This is a genomic window from Nocardia sp. NBC_01329 (assembly GCF_035956715.1).
Classification (GTDB): domain Bacteria; phylum Actinomycetota; class Actinomycetes; order Mycobacteriales; family Mycobacteriaceae; genus Nocardia.
On sequence record NZ_CP108381.1, the window covers coordinates 5956737 to 5975715 of the forward strand.

General features: G+C 67.3%; 17 protein-coding genes. 12 read left to right on the top strand and 5 right to left on the bottom strand.

Annotated elements, in window-relative coordinates:
* The first annotated feature begins 116 nt into the window (after nt 1–116).
* From clpB to OG405_RS27060, 7 genes are all read left to right on the top strand, one after another.
* Nucleotides 117–2708, top strand: a complete 2592-nt coding sequence (gene clpB, locus OG405_RS27030) for an ATP-dependent chaperone ClpB (RefSeq protein WP_327149219.1) — start codon at nt 117–119, stop codon at nt 2706–2708.
* A 485-nt stretch (nt 2709–3193) separates the two neighbouring features.
* A complete protein-coding gene (locus tag OG405_RS27035) occupies nt 3194–3973 on the top strand; it encodes a DUF5666 domain-containing protein (protein WP_327149221.1) in 780 nt (259 codons plus the stop codon).
* Between the two features lie 73 nt (nt 3974–4046).
* Complete coding sequence (locus OG405_RS27040; protein ID WP_442790794.1) at nt 4047–5069, top strand: hypothetical protein; 1023 nt, start codon at nt 4047–4049, stop codon at nt 5067–5069.
* Nucleotides 5070–5202: 133 nt separating this feature from the next.
* A complete protein-coding gene (gene pyrE, locus OG405_RS27045) occupies nt 5203–5751 on the top strand; it encodes an orotate phosphoribosyltransferase (RefSeq protein ID WP_327149223.1) in 549 nt (182 codons plus the stop codon).
* Nucleotides 5752–5846: 95 nt separating this feature from the next.
* Nucleotides 5847–6905: a beta-ketoacyl-ACP synthase 3 gene (locus OG405_RS27050; RefSeq protein ID WP_327149224.1), complete on the top strand. Its 1059-nt coding sequence runs from the start codon at nt 5847–5849 to the stop codon at nt 6903–6905.
* A 2-nt stretch (nt 6906–6907) separates the two neighbouring features.
* Complete coding sequence (locus tag OG405_RS27055) at nt 6908–7669, top strand: lysoplasmalogenase (RefSeq protein WP_327149225.1); 762 nt, start codon at nt 6908–6910, stop codon at nt 7667–7669.
* A complete protein-coding gene (locus OG405_RS27060) occupies nt 7666–7980 on the top strand; it encodes a DUF4190 domain-containing protein (protein WP_327149226.1) in 315 nt (104 codons plus the stop codon). The genes OG405_RS27055 and OG405_RS27060 overlap by 4 nt, the downstream gene beginning before the upstream one ends.
* Nucleotides 7981–8282: 302 nt before the next feature.
* Here the strand turns inward: OG405_RS27060 and OG405_RS27065 are convergent, their stop codons facing one another.
* On the bottom strand, nt 8283–8999 hold the full coding sequence (locus tag OG405_RS27065; protein ID WP_442790795.1) for a TrmH family RNA methyltransferase: 717 nt from the start codon (nt 8997–8999) through the stop codon (nt 8283–8285).
* 379 nt (nt 9000–9378) lie between these two features.
* On the opposite strand from OG405_RS27065, the gene OG405_RS27070 reads away from it, so the two are divergent.
* Nucleotides 9379–10569 carry a glycoside hydrolase family 76 protein gene (locus OG405_RS27070; protein WP_327149228.1) on the top strand — a complete coding sequence of 397 codons (1191 nt, stop codon included), beginning with the start codon at nt 9379–9381 and terminating at the stop codon, nt 10567–10569.
* Here the strand turns inward: OG405_RS27070 and OG405_RS27075 are convergent.
* Together OG405_RS27075 and OG405_RS27080 are read right to left on the bottom strand one after the other, a co-directional pair.
* Nucleotides 10501–11334: a DedA family protein gene (locus OG405_RS27075; protein WP_442790620.1), complete on the bottom strand. Its 834-nt coding sequence runs from the start codon at nt 11332–11334 to the stop codon at nt 10501–10503. The two genes, OG405_RS27070 and OG405_RS27075, sit on opposite strands and share 69 nt — an antisense overlap.
* Nucleotides 11335–12072: a VTT domain-containing protein gene (locus OG405_RS27080; protein WP_442790796.1), complete on the bottom strand. Its 738-nt coding sequence runs from the start codon at nt 12070–12072 to the stop codon at nt 11335–11337. It lies immediately after the preceding gene.
* 210 nt (nt 12073–12282) lie between these two features.
* Here OG405_RS27080 and fbaA point away from each other — a divergent pair, with 210 nt between their 5' ends.
* Together fbaA and OG405_RS27090 are read left to right on the top strand one after the other, a co-directional pair.
* Nucleotides 12283–13317 (top strand): class II fructose-bisphosphate aldolase, encoded by a 1035-nt coding sequence (gene fbaA, locus OG405_RS27085; RefSeq protein ID WP_327152545.1) that lies wholly within the window; start codon nt 12283–12285, stop codon nt 13315–13317.
* A gap of 24 nt (nt 13318–13341) precedes the next feature.
* On the top strand, nt 13342–14457 hold the full coding sequence (locus OG405_RS27090; protein ID WP_327149229.1) for a BTAD domain-containing putative transcriptional regulator: 1116 nt from the start codon (nt 13342–13344) through the stop codon (nt 14455–14457).
* 24 nt (nt 14458–14481) lie between these two features.
* Here OG405_RS27090 and OG405_RS27095 read toward each other — a convergent pair whose 3' ends face one another.
* Nucleotides 14482–15771, bottom strand: a complete 1290-nt coding sequence (locus OG405_RS27095; RefSeq protein ID WP_327149230.1) for an adenylosuccinate synthase — start codon at nt 15769–15771, stop codon at nt 14482–14484.
* Between the two features lie 204 nt (nt 15772–15975).
* Between OG405_RS27095 and OG405_RS27100 the strand changes: the two genes are divergently transcribed.
* Both OG405_RS27100 and OG405_RS27105 read left to right on the top strand, forming a co-directional pair.
* Nucleotides 15976–16635: a hypothetical protein gene (locus OG405_RS27100; RefSeq protein ID WP_327149231.1), complete on the top strand. Its 660-nt coding sequence runs from the start codon at nt 15976–15978 to the stop codon at nt 16633–16635.
* Nucleotides 16636–16681: 46 nt separating this feature from the next.
* Complete coding sequence (locus OG405_RS27105; RefSeq protein WP_327149232.1) at nt 16682–17461, top strand: site-2 protease family protein; 780 nt, start codon at nt 16682–16684, stop codon at nt 17459–17461.
* Between the two features lie 375 nt (nt 17462–17836).
* Here OG405_RS27105 and OG405_RS27110 read toward each other — a convergent pair whose 3' ends face one another.
* Entirely contained in the window at nt 17837–18931 is a 1095-nt protein-coding gene (locus OG405_RS27110) for an FUSC family protein (protein ID WP_327152546.1), read from the bottom strand.
* Between the last annotated feature and the right edge of the window lie 48 nt (nt 18932–18979).

An 18979-nucleotide genomic window follows, 5' to 3' on the forward strand; every position in this document is an offset into this window, starting at 1 on the left:
TTCAAAGTTGAGCGGAACAGACTCAACCTTTCGAACGTTGAATCGGGCAGAACGGCACGAGACACCGAAAACGGTGCGGATGCCGGATGAGATATCGACTAGCAGGAAGGTGCTTCGTGGACTCGTTCAATCCCACCACCAAGACCCAGGCCGCGCTGACTGCCGCGTTGCAGGCAGCCTCGGCCGCCGGTAACCCGGAGATCCGGCCGGCCCATCTGCTGGTGGCACTGCTGGACCAGACCGACGGTATCGCCGCCCCCTTGCTGAAAGCCGTGGGTACCGATCCCGCCACGGTGCGCCGCGAGGCACAGGACATCGTCGACCGGCTGCCGCGCGCCTCCGGCGCCACCACCACTCCGCAACTGGGCCGCGAAGCGTTGGCCGCGATCACCGCGGCCCAGCATCTGGCCACCGAACTCGGTGACGAGTACGTCTCCACCGAGCATGTGATGGTCGGCCTGGCCTCCGGCGATACCGACATCACCATGTTGCTCGAGAAATACGGCGCCACCGCCGCGGCGCTGCGTGAAGCTTTCACCGCGGTGCGCGGCACCGCCCGGGTCAGCAGCCCTGACCCGGAGGGCAGCTACCAGGCGCTGGAGAAGTACTCCACCGATCTCACCGACGCCGCGCGCGCCGGAAAGCTGGATCCGGTGATCGGCCGCGATACCGAGATCCGCCGGGTGGTTCAGGTGCTTTCCCGGCGTACCAAGAACAATCCCGTGCTCATCGGTGAACCGGGTGTCGGCAAGACGGCGATCGTCGAGGGCTTGGCCCAACGCATCATCGCGGGCGATGTACCGGAGTCGCTGCGCGGTAAATCCGTCATTTCGCTCGACCTGGGCGCGATGGTGGCGGGCGCGAAGTATCGCGGTGAGTTCGAGGAACGGCTCAAAGCCGTGCTGGAGGAGATCAAGTCCAGTGCCGGGCAGATCATCACCTTCATCGACGAGTTGCACACCATTGTCGGCGCGGGCGCGACCGGCGAATCCGCGATGGATGCCGGGAACATGATCAAGCCGATGCTGGCCCGTGGTGAACTGCGGCTCGTCGGCGCCACCACGCTCGACGAGTATCGGCAACACATCGAAAAGGACGCGGCATTGGAACGCCGCTTCCAGCAGGTGATGGTCGGTGAACCCTCGGTGGAGGACACCGTGGGCATCCTGCGCGGTATCAAGGAACGCTACGAGGTGCACCACGGTGTGCGGATCACCGACTCCGCGCTGGTGTCGGCGGCCACGCTGTCGGACCGCTACATCACCTCCCGGTTCCTGCCCGACAAGGCGATCGACCTGGTCGACGAGGCGGCGTCGCGGCTGCGGATGGAGATCGACTCCCGGCCGGTGGAGATCGACGAGGTCGAACGCGCGGTGCGGCGGCTCGAGATCGAAGAGGTCGCGCTCACCAAGGAGACCGACGAGGCATCGAAACAGCGGCTGGAGAAACTGCGCGCCGAACTCGCCGACGACCGGGAGAAGCTCAACCAGCTCACCACCCGCTGGCAGAACGAGAAGACGGCGATCGATCAGGTCCGCGTGCTCAAAGAGCAGCTCGAGACTTTGCGCGGTGAATCCGACCGCGCTGAGCGCGACGGAGATCTGGGCAAGGCCGCGGAACTGCGGTACGGCCGCATCCCGACGCTGGAGAAGCAACTCGCCGAGGCCGAGGAGGTCTCCGGGGCGGCCGCCGACGGTGAGGTCATGCTCAAGGAAGAGGTCGGCCCGGACGATATCGCCGAGGTGATCTCGGCGTGGACCGGGATCCAGGTGGGCCGGTTGCTCGAGGGCGAGACCGAGAAGCTGCTGCGGATGGAATCCGAACTCGCCCGCCGCGTGGTCGGGCAGAACGACGCGGTGCGAGCGGTATCCGACGCGGTGCGGCGGGCGCGCGCCGGAGTCGCGGATCCGAATCGGCCGACCGGCTCGTTCCTGTTCGTCGGTCCCACCGGTGTCGGTAAGACCGAGCTCGCCAAAGCGTTGGCGGACTTCTTGTTCGACGACGAACGCGCGATGGTCCGCATCGATATGAGTGAGTACAGCGAGAAGCACGCGGTCGCCCGCCTGGTCGGCGCTCCGCCCGGATATGTCGGTTACGACCAGGGCGGCCAGCTCACCGAAGCGGTGCGGCGGCGGCCCTACACGGTGGTTCTGTTCGACGAGATCGAGAAGGCGCACCCCGATGTCTTCGACATTCTGCTCGCCGTGCTCGACGAGGGCAGGCTCACCGACGGCCAGGGCCGGACGGTGGACTTCCGCAACACCATCCTGATCCTGACCTCGAACCTGGGTGCCGGCGCCGACGCGGAGTTCGTGATGAACGCGGTACGCGCCGCGTTCAAACCGGAGTTCCTGAACCGGCTCGACGATGTGGTGATGTTCCAGGCCCTCGACGAGGACCAGCTCGCGCACGTCGTGGATATTCAGCTCGACCAGTTGCAGCGGCGGCTCGCGCAGCGGCGGCTGACCCTCGAGGTGAGCGATTCGGCGCGGTTCTGGCTGGCGGTACGCGGCTACGACCCGGTATACGGCGCCCGCCCGTTGCGGCGCCTGATCCAGCAGTCGATCGGCGACACGCTCGCCAAGGAACTGCTGTCCGGGAAGGTCACCGACGGCGATACCGTCGAGGTGGCCGTCACGCCGGACGGCGACGGCCTCGTCGTCGGTCGCCGCGACCGCGACCCCACCGCCGTCACCGCGGGTCCGTAACCGGGCCGTATCACCCGAAGACGGCATCGCCTCGTCTCCATCGCTGTCGTGAGTACCGGTCCCGGGTGTTCGCCCGGGGCCGGTTCGGCCACCGGGCACCGCTGCCGGCGTTGTAAGTGGATCGCCGGCATGGTCGCGGTGAAGGCTGGGGTGCGCCGAGGTTCGCAGGGGTGGGTTTTGTGGGCGGTTCGTCGCATGTCGACGTGCATGGCCGCAGTGAAGGCTGGGGTGCGCCGAGGTTCGCAGGGGTGGGTTTTGTGGGCGGTTTGTCGGGCTGCGGACGCGCATGGCCGCAGCGAAGGCGAAGGTACGCCGAGGTTCGCAGGGGTGGGTTTTGTGGGCGGTTTGTCGGGCTGCGGACGCGCACGGCCGCAGCGAAGGCGAAGGTACGCCGAGGTTCGCAGGGGTGGGTTTTGTGGGCGGATTGTCGGGCTGCGGACGCGCACGGCCGCAGCGAAGGCGAAGGTACGCATACGCTGGTTGGCATGACCAACCCGAACGATCCCTGGGCGAGGCGGCCGGACGACGATCCGACGCAGCACCTGGGTCAGCCGGGCGAATCGGCCACCGAGAAGCTGTCCACCGGCTACGGCCAGGCAGGTTACGGAGAGTCGACGACGGCGTATCCGGGCAACGATCCCTACGGCGGCTGGGGGCCGGGTCCGAACCCTACCCGGGAGATGCCGGCCTATCCGGGCGGTGCCTATGAGAGTCCGTGGGGTGGTTACGGGCCGCCGGGGCAGGTGCCACCCGGTCAGGCGCCGCCGGGGCCGCCCCGCCCGCCGAAGAAGAACGGGATGTGGATCGGCGTCGTGGTCGCGGTGATCGTGTTGATCGGGCTCGCCGGTATCGCTGCGGGGATGCTCTTCGGCGGCGACGACTCCGATACCACCGCGAGTGACACCACGACCAGCAGCCGCCCGACGGGTCGCGGGCTGCCGGCCGATCCGGGTGATTCGGGGCCCGGGATCCCGGGCTTGCCCGGTGCGCCGGATCTGCCCGATACCGGAGACGCGGAGGCCGGTGGCACCACCATGGGCACTATCAGCGCCAACTCCGGCGGTACTCTGACCATCAGCACGCTCACCGGTAGCGAGGTCACGGTGCACACCACCGCGTCCACCCAGGTGATTTCGCTGGCCGGGACCACTGTCGACGCTCTGCCGACCGGGGACCTGGTGATCGTGCAGGGCCAGAAGAGCCCGGACGGATCAATCCAGGCCGATGTCATCATCAGTACTGCCCTCGAAGGGGGCGGCCGATGAAAAACCGCGGCGCGCAGTGTGGGTGCCCGGCATTACGCCGGGCGGGTCGATAGGCTAGGCGACGATGACGGCAATGTGGTTCGGGCTGGCGGCAATCACCCTCGCGGGTGCGATCGTGCTGCTCTACTTCGACCGGCGACAGCGGCAGCGGACCGGTCACGCGCGCCAGGTGTGGGCGAAAGCCCAGGGATACACCTATGTGTCGGTGGAACCGGCGCTCGCTTCGACGTGGCGGCGCGGTGCGCTGGCCAAACTCGGCTACCTCACCGCGGTCGACGTGGTGACCGGTATCCGCAAGGGCGAGAAATTCGTACTGCTGGATCTCGAGGATTCCGCGACCCTGGTCGCCGTTCGCCGGCAGATCGGTTCGGATATCGATGTCGATATGCGGCTCAAGACGATGAACCCGCCCAAGGACGCCGATCTCGAACTGCTCGGCGCCATCGGCGATCGCGTCGTTTTCGCGACCAATCCCGAAATCGCACGGCATGCCGTCGATCAGCGGATGGTCGCGTTCATCGAATCGCTGGCCGATACCGTGCAGATGCTGTGGAGTGAGGGCAACTGGACCCTCGGGATGCTCCCCGTCGGAACCGCGGCCAAGGATTGGGAGACGGGTATCGACGCCGTCCTGCGGCTGTCGGGTCTGCTGCACGTGCTGCCGCCGGTCACCGAACCCGGCTCCGACGAACCCGAATCCGGCGACCCGCGTCCGCGGGCCCGAATCCGCTCGGCCGAATACGACGACGCCGATGCCCGGGACGAGGACTACGACGACTACGAGGACGACGACCGTGACGACGGTCGCTACGGTCGCCCGGTGCCCAATGTCCGTTACCGCCAGGACGATCCGGCGGATCTCGACGAGCCCGGCCGGCGCGAATCCGACGGTGGCGACGCCGCGCCGCGGCGGCCGAGCCTGGCCGTGGTGCCCGACGCCCGGACGGTGAACCGGTCGGCGCGCTCTGAACCCGAGCGTGATTCGGGCCCACGCGAGCGCCGCGAACCCGCTCCCGGCGACGACCAGGAGCCGCGTCAGCCCGGCGGCCCCTTCCATCCGGGGTTCCGCCCCTACCAGGGTCCGGTACCGCAGTAGGTTTCTCGATACGCACTCCGCGCGACCTGCGACAACTCCGCGCGGAGCGCCCCCGTATCCTGCTTCGCAGGGCGCCGCAGCATGCGCCGGGACATTACTGCCGTGACTCGCCTACGTGGGCGGAAGGACACCGATGATCGACCAGGCAACGACCGACCGGGACGCTTTGGCCGGGCTGGTGCGCGATTTAGCTGTCGTGCACGGCAAGGTGACGCTGTCCTCGGGCAACGAGGCCGACTACTACGTCGACCTACGCCGGGCGACCCTGCACCACCGGGCCGGTCCGCTGATCGGCAAACTGCTGCGCGAACTCGTCGCCGACTGGGAATTCGACGCCGTCGGCGGACTCACCATGGGCGCCGACCCGGTAGCCCTGGCTGTTATGCACGCCCCGGGCCGGCCGATCGATGCGTTCGTGGTCCGCAAGGCGGCGAAAACCCACGGGATGCAACGGCAGATCGAGGGCCCCGATGTGGTCGGCAGACGCGTATTGGTGGTCGAGGACACCACGACCACCGGTAATTCCCCGTTGACCGCGGTTCGCGCGCTGCGCGACGCCGGCGCGACAGTGGTCGGAGTGGCCACGGTGGTGGACCGGGAAACCGGCGCCGACCGGGTGATCGCCGATGAAGGTCTCGAATATCGCTCCATTCTGAGCCTCGAGGACCTCGAGCTGAGCTGAACGCCGCTGCTCGATCCCGGCGGGCTGTACACCGGTCCGTCCCGCTCGGCTAGCCTGAGAATCCGTCAGTACTGCAAGTGAAGGGTCGTGGAGTCGTGGTGAGCATTGCCGGCAAGAAGGGGCACGACAACGTAGCAATGCTCGGAATCGGTGCCTACCGGCCGACGCGCGTGGTCAGCAATGACGAGGTGTGCGAGGTCCTGGATTCCACCGATGAATGGATCTTCGAACGCAGCGGTATCCGCAACCGGCGCTGGATCAGCGGCGAAGAATCGCTGCGGTCCATCTCGGTGGCCGCGGGCCGCCGCGCCCTGCGCAACAGTGGTGTGGATCCCTCGCGCATCGGCGCCCTCATCCTGGCGACCTCCAGCTGGCCGATGCTCACCCCGCACGGCGCCCCGATCGTCGCCAGCGATCTGGGGATGAACGGTATCGCCGCCTTCGACCTGACCTCAGGATGCGGTGGTTTCGGCTATGGCCTCGGCGTCGCGACCGATATGATCCGCGCCGGATCCGCCGAATACGTGCTGCTCATCGGGGCCGAAACCATGACCATCGGGATCGACCCGACCGACCGCGGTACGGCGTTCATCTTCGGTGACGGCGCCGGCGCGGTGGTGATCGGGCCGAGCGAGGAGAACGGTATCTCGCCCACGGTCTGGGGCAGCGACGGCGAGAACGCCGAGGCGATCAAACAGGACATCAATTTCGTCGACTACATGCAGCGGGCCCAGGACCTGCAGGGCACCGATCCGAAAGTGGAACCGGTCGGCCGGATGGCACTGCGGATGAAAGGCCCGCGGGTCTTCCGCTGGGCAGCGGTCACCCTGCCGCGCGCGCTGTCCACCGCGCTCGATGTGGCCGGGGTATCCAAGGAGGATATCGAGGTCTTCATCCCGCACCAGGCCAATGCCCGGATCAACGAGCTGATGAAGAAGAACCTGGGCCTGGCCGACGAAATCCCCATGGCGGGCGATATCGAGAACACCGGCAACACCTCCGCGGCCTCGATTCCGCTGGCCATGGAGGAGATGCTGGCCACCGGTAAGGCCAAGGGCGGTCAGCTGGCGTTGCTGCTCGGTTTCGGTGCCGGGTTGAGCTATGCGGGTCAGGTGGTCATCCTGCCGCCGGCGCCCGCCGAGTCGAGTCTGTAGAGATGCGTGCGCTGCGGGTCGGGTTCGTCGCCGCCGCCACGGTGACGGTGGCGGGTGCGCTGACCGGTCGCGAGCGCTGGCAGTGGGCGGCCAAACCGCTGATGATGCCGCTGCTCGCGGCCGATATCGCCACCAGTGGTGCCGATATCGCCCCCGGTGACCGGGCCCTGCTGTTGAGTTCACTCGGCGCCGCCACGGTCGGGGATGTGCTGCTCATCGACCCCGACGACGATCGTCGGCTCATCGCCGGGGCTTCGTCGTTCGCCGTGATGCAAACGGGGTACGCGGTGCTGTGGTGGCGTCACGGTGCGCGCCCGGCGCTCGCGGTGGCGCTGCCGCGGGTGCTGGCCTGGGCGGGTGCCGCCGCGTTGCTGCGTGCCAAGGCTCCGGTGCTCGCGGCACCGCTGAGCGCCTATGGTGCGACACTGGGCAGCGCGGCCGTGCTGGCCTCCGATCCGGCACTTGCCCCGGACGCAGACAGTGTTGCGGGGCTGAACATTCCGGGCGCCGATCCGCGCAGTCGCCTGGGAGTGGGTGCGCTGCTGTTCACGGTGTCCGACGGTCTGATCGTTCTGCGGCGGCTCTTCGCGCGCGGCGAGCGGTCGCGGCGGGTGATCGAAGGAGTGATCCTGGCGACCTACGGTGCCGCGCAGTTCCTACTGGCCGATCCGGGCGCACATATCCGGGATCGGACCGGTGCCGCTGGGCACGAACGGATTTCCGCTGGTCGCTCCCGGAGCCGGCCCGATACGATCCACCCATGAGCTACCCGCCGCCCGCGTACGGATACCCGGCGTACGGCCCGCCACCCGAACACCCGCAAGCGACCACGGTGCTGATCCTCGGCATTGTCGGGATGATGTTCTGCCAGATCTGTGCCCCGTTCGCATGGATTCTGGGACGCCGGGCGCTCAACGAGATCGACGCGTCCGGTGGCACCGTCGGCGGCCGCAGCAATGTGATGGTGGGCTACGTACTGGGCATCATCGGCTCGGTGCTGCTGATCCTGATGGTGCTCGGAATCATCGCCTACATCGTGCTCATCGTCGTACTGGTGGGTTCCAGCTCTGCGTAGCTGTGTTTATTCGCCCCGCCTTCGGCGGGGCGGGTCGGGGATCCGCTCGATACGCGTTCCGAAGATCAGCGACAAGCGAGCACTTCGCACAGTGGTAGGCCGACAAGGCGCACCACCCCAAACTCCCGCTCCCCCCGGATGGTCGACATCCACAGTCGGGGCCCGCCCCGGTTCTGGAGCGACAGAGTGAAGGAGCGCAGCGACTGAGCGCCGGAGTGAAGAACCGGGGTTAATAGGGCCCCGACCCGCGGCGCCGAAGGCGACGCCATCAACACAGCGGGTGCGTCGGTATCCGGTGCGGTTCACCAGGCGGTGGTGAGGTCCGCGTGCTGACGGATCCAGGTGTGCATGGCGATACCGGCTGCCACTCCCGCGTTGATACTGCGAGTGGAACCGAACTGCGCGATGGAGACCGTGAGTACCGCGGCGTCGCGGGCGCTTTCGGTGACACCCGGCCCCTCCTGTCCGAACAGCAGCAGGCAACGTCGCGGCAATCGAACGGTTTCCAGCGGTACCGAGCCCGGGACGTTGTCCACCGCGACCACGCTCAGGTCCTCGGATCGGGCGAATTCCAGTAGTGCCTCGATATCGGAATGATGGGTGATGTGCTGGTAGCGGTCGGTGACCATGGCGCCGCGTCGGTTCCAGCGGCGGCGGCCGACGATATGCACCGCGCCGGCCGCGAACGCGTTCGCGGTGCGCACCACGGTGCCGATATTCGCGTCGTGCCCGAAGTTCTCGATGGCGACATGAAACGGGTGGCGGCGGCGGCGGTCGATATCGGCCACGATCGCTTCCCTGGTCCAGTAGCGGTAGGCGTCGACGACATTGCGGCGGTCGCCTTCGGCGAGTAGTACCGGATCGAATCGGTCGTCTTCCGGCGGCGGTCCGTCGTGCTCGGCCGTCCAGGGGCCGACGCCGTTCGGGTTCTCTCCCCATTCGGTCGGGCCGAGCCCCTGCTCAGAGTCCGGATCGGGATCGGTCGATTCCTGTCCCGCTGCCGACTCCGTGTCCTGGATACTCGCCGCGGCGGTCCCGGGGGTCCGGCCCTGGGTCGGGGCGGGGTTCGTATCGGCCGGTAGCGCTGGGTTGGTCACGGCATGATCGTAGTGTGGGCGGGCCGGGGGGATCCGGCTCGGTCTAGTCCGCTCGAAAAGCGTTGTGCAGCGGTGTGTTTACCAGATGGCCGAGTCGCTGGTCCGGTTCCGGCGGCAGGTCTGCCGGGCGACACGCCCGAACGTTTACCCCACTTTACGATTCTGGTGCGATCATCGCCCGCCCAGTCCGGGTGCAATTCCGCGAGGTCCGGACCGAATCCGGGAGAAGTCGAACGGTTGCGCGTCGAGTCGGTAACAATTGAGCGGCGGAAAAGCCGATTCGCCTGGCAATATGGGTTTCATGACCCCGCCCAGCGACGATCTCGACGTTCCCCGGCGCTCGGCCGGGCAACAGCGCAGGCCGCAGGGCGACCCCGCGAGCCGTTGGTCCGAGCGGGCCGACCGGGCCGAGGCCGCGATCGTATCCCGCCATCTGCGGCCGGTCTGGCTGTTGCCGGGTACCGCGCTCGGGGTGGTGGGCTGGCCGTCGATCCGGCGCGAGCGGTTCTTCCTCACCTGGCACTACTGGTGGCAGGCCCACCTCATCGACTGCGCTGTCGACGCCGCCAACCGGGCGCCGACCATCGAACGCCGCAAACGGGTGGCGACCCTGGCTCGTTCGCATCGGCTCCGCAATATATCCGGGTGGCCCAACCGGTACTACGACGATATGGCCTGGCTGGCCATCGCCCTGGAACGCGCGGCCCGCATCCACGACAACGGGGAAGCCGTCGGCGCGCTGGGCCCGCTGGAGCAGAAGCTGTACACGGGGTGGAACCCGGCGGTCGGCGGTGGAGTTCCCTGGCGGGTCGGGTCGGATTTCTACAACGCACCGGCCAATGGTCCGGCCGGTATCGCACTGGCCCGGCTCGGCCGCTACGAGCGGGCGGCCGAGATCGCGGGCTGGATCGACGAGACGCTGCGTGATCCGGAGACCGGGCTGATCTTCGACGGTATCCATCTCCCCGCCCGGGATCTGGAACGACCGATCTACAGCTACTGCCAAGGCGTGGTGCTCGGTCTGGAGACCGAACTCGCGGTACACACCGGTGATTTCGGACACCTCGACCGCGTGCACCGGCTGCTGGACGCGGTGGAAGACCATCTGACCATCGAAGGGGTGGTGCGTGGCGGTACCGGCGGGGACGGTGGCCTGTTCAACGGGATCCTCATCCGCTACCTCGCGCTGGTCGCGCTCATGTTGCCCGGGAACGAACACGAACAACTCGCCGACCGGCGTACGGCGGCGCGGATCGTGAAGGAGTCGGCGGCCGCAGCGTGGGAGAACCGGCTCGATGTCGAGGGCGAACCGCTGTTCGGCCACGACTGGACCGTATCCGCCGAGCTGCCCAGCGGCAGCGGTGGCGCCGGTGGGCTCACCTCGAACGGCGCGGTCAGTTCCTCGCGGGTACCCGCACGCGACCTATCGGTACAGCTCTCGGGTTGGATGCTCATGGAAGCCGCTCATATGGTCACCGCGGCCGGGCTGTAATCCGAGGTGGTCGTGCGCGGTGCCGGGGTGATGACCAGGTGGATGGTGCGCGCGGCCCAGGCCGGGTAGCGGCATGGTGTCGGCGTCGGCTCCGGCGGAATCGAGATCGAAGTCCTCGACCGGCTGGGACATCTCCTGCCGGTACTGCCGGATACCGACGATCGTGCCCACGATCAGGCACACCACCAGCGTCCCGATCACGATCGGCATGAGCCAGGAGATCTGCTGGATGAAGCCACCGGCGTAGTAACCCATCAGCAGCAGCACCGGCGCCCAGATGATGGCGCCGATGGTGCTGGCGACGGTGTAGCGCCGTTGGTCCATCCCGGCTGCTCCGGCCACCATCGGGCAGAGCGTCCGCACCCAGGGGATCCACCGCGCGATCAGTACGGCCACGAAGCCGTGCCGCTCCAGTAGATCGGCCACCCTCGTCAGGTTGTGGGTATTGATATAGCGCCCGTTCTTCCGGGCCACGAGCCGGTGGCCGGTTCTTCGCCCGACCGTATAGCCCACCTGGTTGCCCGCGACGGCGGCGCCCATCGCGCCCATCGCCAGTAGCCACACCTGGGTTTCCCCGGCGGCGTGGGAGGCCATCACGATGCCCGCCGTGAGCAGCATCGAATCGCCGGGCAGGAACAGTCCGAGAATGAACGCGCATTCCAGGAAGACGAAGGTGAGAACGACCGTCCAGACCAGCGCCGGCCCGGCGGAGATCAGGGGTTCGAAGCTGCCCATCGCATGGGGCATGGCCTGGGCGCTCACCACTTACCGAACGGGAGAATCGTTCGCGCCGACCGGCCTGTTCGGCACCACCGGCAGGGGCATGGTGCTGTCGACCTGGGTGGGCAGATCCATGGCCGGGAGTTCCGCGGTCGAAGTGAGGCGGCCGTCGGCCGTGGTGCCCGCGGCCTTGCGCCCGAGCAGTTTCTTGGCGATCGCGCTGATGCCCGGCAGGATCGAGATGAACACGATGAGCAAGAAAATGGCCTCGACATGGTCGCGGATGAAGGCGACATTGCCGAGGAAGTAGCCGAGAACGGTCACACCGCCACCCCAAGCGACCGCGCCGACGATATCGAATGCGACATAGCGCTGGTAACTCATCTTGGAGACCCCGGCCAGCACCGGCATGAAAGTCCGGACGATCGGGACGAATCGGGCCAAGATAATCGTTTTGGGGCCGTGCTTCTCGAAGAATTCGTGCGTTTCGGTGATGTAGCTCTTCTTGAAGAAGCGTGTGTCCTCTTTGGTGAACAACGCGGGACCTATGGCCCGGCCGATCCAGTACCCGCACTGGTCGCCGGCGAACGCGATGAAGACGACGGCCGGAACCAGCACCCAGATCGATACCGGCGGATTGGGCTGCGCGGCCAGCAGGCCGCCTGTGAAAAGCAGCGAATCGCCGGGGAGTAGTGGGAACAGCAGGCCGGTCTCGATGAAGACGATTACCAGAATGGCCGGTAGCACCGCGTTCTTCAGCCAGGTCTCGGTCAACAGGTGCATCGGGTCGAGCAGTTCGGTCAGAGCCAGATTGCTCGTCACCGCGTCGGTAGCTGCCAGCGCAATCACCCGGCCCACAGTACCGGTTACATCGGCCGCCGTAGGGTGCGGCGGCGCAAACAATCCCCTTATACCGGATGAAACCCGCCTGCCTTAGGGTATGTGCAGAAACAGACAATCCCACGTCTGCCGCACAACACGGAGGTCTTCACAGTGCCGATCGCGACTCCGGAGGTCTACGCCGAGATGCTCGGTCAGGCCAAGGCGAACTCTTTCGCCTTCCCGGCCATCAACTGCACATCATCGGAGACGATTAACGCGGCGATCGAGGGTTTCGCCGAGGCGGGCAGTGACGGGATCATCCAGTTCTCCACCGGTGGCGCGGAATTCGGTTCCGGCCAGGGTGTGAAGGATATGGTCACCGGTTCGGTCGCGCTGGCCGAATTCGCCCATGTGGTGGCCGCGAAGTACGACGTCACCATCGCGCTGCACACCGACCACTGCCCCAAGGACAAGCTCGACGGGTTCGTCCGGCCGCTGCTGGCCATCTCGCAGGAGCGTGTGGACGCGGGACAGAATCCGCTGTTCCAGTCGCATATGTGGGACGGTTCGGCGGTTCCGATCGACGAGAATCTCTCGATCGCGCAGGAACTGCTCTCCGCCGCCGCGGCGGCCAGGATCATCCTCGAGGTCGAAATCGGCGTGGTCGGTGGTGAAGAGGACGGTGTCGAGGCCGAGATCAACGAGAAGCTCTACACCTCGCCCGCCGATTTCGAGAAGACCATCGACGCGCTCGGTTCCGGTGAGAAGGGCAAGTACCTGCTCGCCGCCACCTTCGGCAATGTGCACGGTGTGTACAAGCCGGGCAATGTGGTCCTCAAGCCCGAGGTACTGGCCGAGGGGCAGCGGGTCGCCGCCGCCAAACTGGGCCTGGCCAACGACGCGCAGCCGTTCGATTTCGTATTCCACGGCGGTTCCGGCTCGCTGAAATCGGAGATCGACGATTCGCTGCGCTACGGCGTGGTGAAGATGAACGTCGACACCGATACCCAGTACGCCTTCACCCGGCCCATCGCCGCTCATATGTTCAGCAATTACGACGGGGTGCTGAAGATCGACGGCGAGGTCGGCAACAAGAAGACCTACGATCCGCGCAGCTACCTGAAGAAGGCCGAGCTGTCGATGGCCCAGCGGGTGGTGCAGGCGTGCGACGACCTGCGCTCCGCGGGCCGCTCCATCAGTGCCTGATCCCTTCTCGCCGCTCGTAGCCGGATGATTCTCGATCTCCGTGTGCTGGGGCCCGTCCGGTTACTGGTCGGCGGTGAGCCGGTGCCGGTCGGTGGGCCCAAACCGCGGGCGCTGCTGGCGGCGCTCGCGGTGAACCGCCGCCGGGCGGTGTCCTCGTCGACCTTGGCCGATATGGTCTGGAACGAGGAGCCGCCGGACGCGTACGCGGCCAGCCTGCAGGTATTCGTCTCGAATACCCGCAAGGCGCTCCGTAATTCCGGCGTCGACCCAGCGGGTGTGCTGCGCACGGAATCCTCGGGATATCGACTCGAGATCGCCGACGACGCGTGTGACCTGGGCCGGTTCGAAGCTGCCCGGGACGCCGGCACCCGAGCCGCGGGCGCCGGCGATCACGCGTCCGCTTCCCGGTTGTTCAGCACCGCCCTGCGCGAATGGAACGGGCGGGCGCTGTCCGACCTCACCGGACTCGGCTTCGCCGACAGCTTCGCCACCGCGATGGAGGAAGAGCGGCTGCTGGCGGTTTCGGCGCGGTTCGACGCGGAGATCGCCTGCGGCCGGGCAACCGCCGTGATCGGTGAACTGGTCGCACTCACCAACGAGCATCCGCTGCGAGAACCGCTGTGGGGGCAGCTCATCACCGCGCTGTATCTGTCCGAACGGCATGCCGACGCGTTGGAGGCGTGCCGGCGGGTGCGCACGGTACTCGCCGCCGAACTCGGTATCGACCCCGGCCCGGCCCTGGTCGAACTGGAGCGGCGGGTCCTGCGTCAGGAGCCGCTGAGCACCGTCGAGATGAAAAGCGTCGAGCAGATGGCCGCGGCGATGACCGATACGGTCACCGAGGTGCCGCGGACGGTGCGCAGCGGCCGGCTCCGGCTACCGGACGGGCGGACGGTGATAATCGCCCACGGTGGTTTCCGGATCGGCCGGATGACCGACAACGATCTGATTCTCGACGATCCGAAGGCCAGCCGCTATCACGCCCAGATCAAACTGGGCCGGGCCGGACTGCTGCTCGAGGACCTGGATTCGGCGAACGGTGTCTTCGTCAACGAGCAGCCGATCGATTCCGCGCTGCTCGCCGACGGTGATTCGATCCGGATCGGCGGCACTGTGCTGGGCTTCCAGGCCGTCCGCTGAGATCTCCGAAGATGCGCTGATACCTCAGCCGAGGATGTCGTGGCGGACGATGGTCTCGTCGCGACCCGGGCCCACTCCGATACAGGAGATCCGGGCGCCCGACAATTCCTCGAGCCGGAGCACATAGGCCCGGGCATTGGCCGGCAGCTCCTCGAAAGTACGCGCGCCGGAGATATCCTCCCACCAGCCGGGCATCTCCTCGAAGATCGGCTTGGCATGGTGGAACCCGGTCTGCGTGGTCGGCATCTGCTCGACCCGTTCGCCGTCCACCTCGTAGGCCACGCAGATCGGCACCCGATCGAGGCTGGAGAGCACGTCGAGTTTGGTGAGGAAGTAGTCGGTGATGCCGTTGACCCGGGTGGCATAGCGGGCGATGACCGCGTCGAACCAGCCGCAACGCCGGGCCCGCCCGGTGGTGACGCCGACCTCCCCGCCCGTCTTGGCCAGATAGGCGCCTGATTCGTCGAACAGTTCGGTCGGGAACGGGCCCGAGCCGACGCGGGTGGTGTAGCACTTCAGGATGCCCAGCACGGTGCCGATCTGGTTTGGCCCGACACCCGCGCCGACCGCGGCGCCACCGGCGGTCGGATTCGACGAGGTGACATACGGATAGGTGCCGTGGTCCACGTCGAGCAGCGTGCCCTGCGACCCCTCGAGCAGGACGGTCTCGTCGCGTTCGAGGGCCAGGTTCAGTTCCAGCCGGGTATCGCTGATGCGGTGCGCGAACTTCTCGGCCTGGCTCAGCACCTCCTCGACCACCTGCTGAGGGTCCAAGGCGCGCCGGTTGTAGATCTTGACCAGCACCTGGTTCTTGAATTCGAGCGCCGCCTCCACCTTCTGGGTGAGGATCTTCTCGTCGAGCACATCAGCGACCCGCACGCCGACTCGCGCGACCTTGTCCTGGTAGCAGGGGCCGATACCGCGGCCGGTGGTGCCGATCTTGTTGTTACCGAGGAACCGCTCGGTGACCTTATCGATGGCCACGTGGTAAGGCATGATCAGATGCGCGTCGGCGGACAGCAGCAGGCCCGAGGTGTCGACACCCCGATCCTCCAGGCCGGCGAGCTCGTCGAGCAGCACACCGGGGTCGACGACCACACCGTTGCCGATGACATTCTTCACGCCGGGGGTCAGGATGCCGGACGGAATGAGGTGTAGTGCGAAATTGTCGCCGTTGGGCAGCACCACGGTATGACCGGCGTTGTTACCGCCCTGGTACCGCACCACCCACTGCACGCGGCCGCCGAGTAGGTCGGTGGCTTTGCCCTTGCCCTCGTCACCCCACTGGGCGCCGATGAGGACGATTGCCGGCATGGTCGTGTCTCCTACGGTTTCGACGCGCAACACGCACTTCGTGCTGCAGCTACCTGCCGTAATGCGGAGGAAGCCGGGAGCACAGTCTAGCCGAGCCCGTCCGGCGGCCGGGGAACGGTCGCTGCGGACGGGCCGTCGCGCGGGTCGCCGAGGGGCACCCTTTACACTCGGTGGGAAGCCGGTCCGAGGGAGGGTGTTGGGCGTTTGAGTACCCAGGTTCTCCGCTGTGCCGACGCGCCGGTACCCATTGCTCTGGCCGCGCAACCGACCGCGCAGACCGAGGCGATACCGAGCTCCGGGCTGATCGACGAGATCCTTCCGGTTCTGGCGGCGGACAGCTTGCCGCGTCTGATCGTTCTCGGCGGCGACGCGGCCCTGGCCGCTGTGCTCACCCATCTGATGCGGACCGAACGGTTGCACGTGGAGGTCGGGTACGTACCGCTGGACCGCACCTACGGTGCGCAGGCCTACGGCCTGCCGACCGGGAACGACGCGGCCAAGCTGGCGCTGGAGGGTTCCGCCACGGAAACCCCGCTGGTGCGCGACGACACCGGGACGGTCCTGGTGGGACGCGCCAAGATCACCGGCCCGGACGGCGCACAGCTCACCGGCGAGGCCTATGTCGACGACACCCGGCTGTTCTCCGGCTCGGTCCGTGCCATGTTCGTGACCCCCACCCTGGAGTTGCCGGGGGTCCGGGCGAGCTATCCACGTCGTTTCCGCCGTCGCCGTTGGACAGCGGGCCGTGCGGCGCAGCTCGGTACACCGGGTGCGGTGATCAACCGCGACGGTGTGCAGAGCGGCCGCGTGGTACCGCGTTCGACCTTCTACCGGCACCACGAACCCTGGCTGCTGGTCCGCTGATGCGATCGCCGTCCGGCATGGTCGCGTCGAGTATCGGTGGCCGGTTGTGACCCGCGGTGTGCCGGCGCTGCGGCGCGGCGCGGTACGGCCGAGTCCGGTGTTCCTGCTCGTGCTGGCCATCGCGGTCGCCGGCGGGGTGCTGGCCTGGGGCGCGGAGCTGGACTCTGTCACGGCCAAAGCCGGTGTTTTCGTGCTGGTGGTGTTCGGCTGGGTGGTGACCCTGTGCCTGCACGAGTTCGCGCACGCCTATCTCGCCTGGCGGGCCGGGGACCGCGAGGTGGAGTTACGCGGGTACCTGACCTTGAATCCGCTCAAGTACAGCCATCCGCTGCTGTCGATCGTGTTGCCGATGGTTTTCATCGCACTCGGCGGGATCGGACTGCCGGGCGGCGCGGTCTATGTGCACACTCATCAGGTATCGGCGCGGACGCAACGGTTGATCAGTGTGGCGGGCCCGGCGGTGAACGCGGCTTGTGCGGTCGTGCTGCTTTCGGTGGTGCGTTTGTTCGGCAGCGCGACCGAGCACCCGGCATTCTGGTTCGGCCTCAGCTTCCTGGCGTTCCTGCAGGTGACCGCGACACTGCTGAATCTGCTGCCGATACCCGGACTGGACGGTTACGGGGTGGTGGAGCCGTCGCTGAGTTACCGGACCCGGCGTGGTCTGGAACAGTTCAAACCCTTCGGCATGCTCATCCTGTTCGCTCTGCTGTTCACGCCGTCGATCAATCAGATCTTCTTCGATGTCGTGTACGCGCTCTACGACCTTTCCGGGGTTTCGGAACAGTGGTCGCGCTACGGCGGATATCTGACCAGGTTCTGGGCGTAGGCCGCGCATCGCTGGGCCCGCCGAACCGGTAGGGCGTACCGATCTGAGAGGGCCCGCCCGGCGCGGCGCCGGCCGGACGGGCCCGGATTCCCCGCCCGGGCCGGCGTCCAGGTATCCGAAACTTACGGCGCTCTCGCGCCGTCGTCGGCGACGCGGCGCACGGGAGGGGGCCGACCGAACCGGCCGTGAGCCGGTTCGGTCATGTTTCACATTAGTGGAGTTCGAGCGCTGTGGCACAGGTAAACCGTTACTCGAATACCTGCCTCGGCCGGACGATCTGTGCTGTGGAACTCGAATCCGCCGTGACCGACAGCGCCGGCAACCGGGTGGCGAACATTCGTGCCCCGGTCGCCGTACGGTGAGCGGGTCGAATGGTCAATTCTTCGGTGTCACATAGGGATTGGGTACCGTCGGCGGCAGCAGGGCCAGGGCCGATACGCGTTGCACCCCGCAGACCTGTAACAGGTCTACCAGCGTGGATCGGATCTGGGCGAAGACTACATGCGCCGACAGACCGGCCCCCGCAACCAGCTCGGGGTGGGCCTGTTTGGCCACCGACCGCAACACCCGGGCGGCTTCGGCGCGGTCGGGTTGTTCGCCGGGGTCGGCCAGCAGCATGCGCCGGACCACATCCACGGCCGCGGCCAGTTGCTCCACTTCCTCGATCACGCCCGGATCGAGGATCTCGTCATCGCGCACCAGGGTCAGCGAACGACGCAGCAGCACCCGGATGTTGCGGACCGCGTTGTCCAACGGATCGGCGGCGGCGCGCAAACGCTCCAGCCGGCCACGGGAGTTCCAGTACAGCGGCGATATGCGGCTCACCTCGCGCCCGCCCTCGAGCGATTTGCGCAGCGAATCCAGCTGCGCTTGGGTGGCCCGGACCGCGGTGAGCGCGGTGTGCAACTTGCTCGGGTCCTGTTCGAGCAGGCCGTGGGCGCCGTCGTTGAGCGATTTCGCCATCACACCCAGAATCGCTGCCGCCTGCTCCCGGGCGCGCCGCACCGGATGCAACGGCAGCGCGGCGACGACCACCACCCCGACCAGGCCGCCGATCAGCGCGTCCACCATCCGCGACGGGCCGCCGCCGGTATCCGGTGGCATGAGCGTGGCCACCAGTACGGCCGAACCCGACGCTTGGATACCGATGATGGCGCCGCCGTCGAGGAACACCGCCAGAGCCATGGCGATGGCCACCACCAGAGCGATCTGCCAGGCCCCGGTCCCCACCTGGGAGATGAACAGGTCGCCGACGCCGATGCCGACGGCGACCCCGACCACCAGTTCCAGCGATCGGCGCAGCCGCGCCCCGAACGCGGTTCCGATGGACACCACCGCGGCGGTCGGGGCGAAGAACGGTAGCGAGTGGCCGACCACGTCCTTGGCCAGGAACCAGGCCAGCGCCGCCGCCAGCGAGCACTGCAGAATCGGGATCGCCGAGAGCCGGAGCCTTTTCCAGGATCGCCGCATCCGGTCGACGCCCCTGGTCCGGGCTCGGGCCACTCGGGAATTCGGGTC

Excerpts from the sequence above, each read along its gene's own strand:
- OG405_RS27035 (WP_327149221.1), top strand. The coding sequence starts at position 3,194 with ATGACCAACCCGAACGATCCCTGGGCGAGGCGGCCGGACGACGATCCG.
- OG405_RS27095 (WP_327149230.1), bottom strand. The coding sequence starts at position 15,771 with ATGCCGGCAATCGTCCTCATCGGCGCCCAGTGGGGTGACGAGGGCAAG.
- OG405_RS27080 (WP_442790796.1), bottom strand. The coding sequence starts at position 12,072 with ATGCACCTGTTGACCGAGACCTGGCTGAAGAACGCGGTGCTACCGGCC.
- OG405_RS27040 (WP_442790794.1), top strand. The coding sequence starts at position 4,047 with ATGTGGTTCGGGCTGGCGGCAATCACCCTCGCGGGTGCGATCGTGCTG.
- OG405_RS27055 (WP_327149225.1), top strand. The coding sequence starts at position 6,908 with ATGCGTGCGCTGCGGGTCGGGTTCGTCGCCGCCGCCACGGTGACGGTG.
- OG405_RS27110 (WP_327152546.1), bottom strand. The coding sequence starts at position 18,931 with ATGCGGCGATCCTGGAAAAGGCTCCGGCTCTCGGCGATCCCGATTCTG.
- pyrE (WP_327149223.1), top strand. The coding sequence starts at position 5,203 with ATGATCGACCAGGCAACGACCGACCGGGACGCTTTGGCCGGGCTGGTG.
- OG405_RS27060 (WP_327149226.1), top strand. The coding sequence starts at position 7,666 with ATGAGCTACCCGCCGCCCGCGTACGGATACCCGGCGTACGGCCCGCCA.
- OG405_RS27090 (WP_327149229.1), top strand. The coding sequence starts at position 13,342 with ATGATTCTCGATCTCCGTGTGCTGGGGCCCGTCCGGTTACTGGTCGGC.
- OG405_RS27070 (WP_327149228.1), top strand. The coding sequence starts at position 9,379 with ATGACCCCGCCCAGCGACGATCTCGACGTTCCCCGGCGCTCGGCCGGG.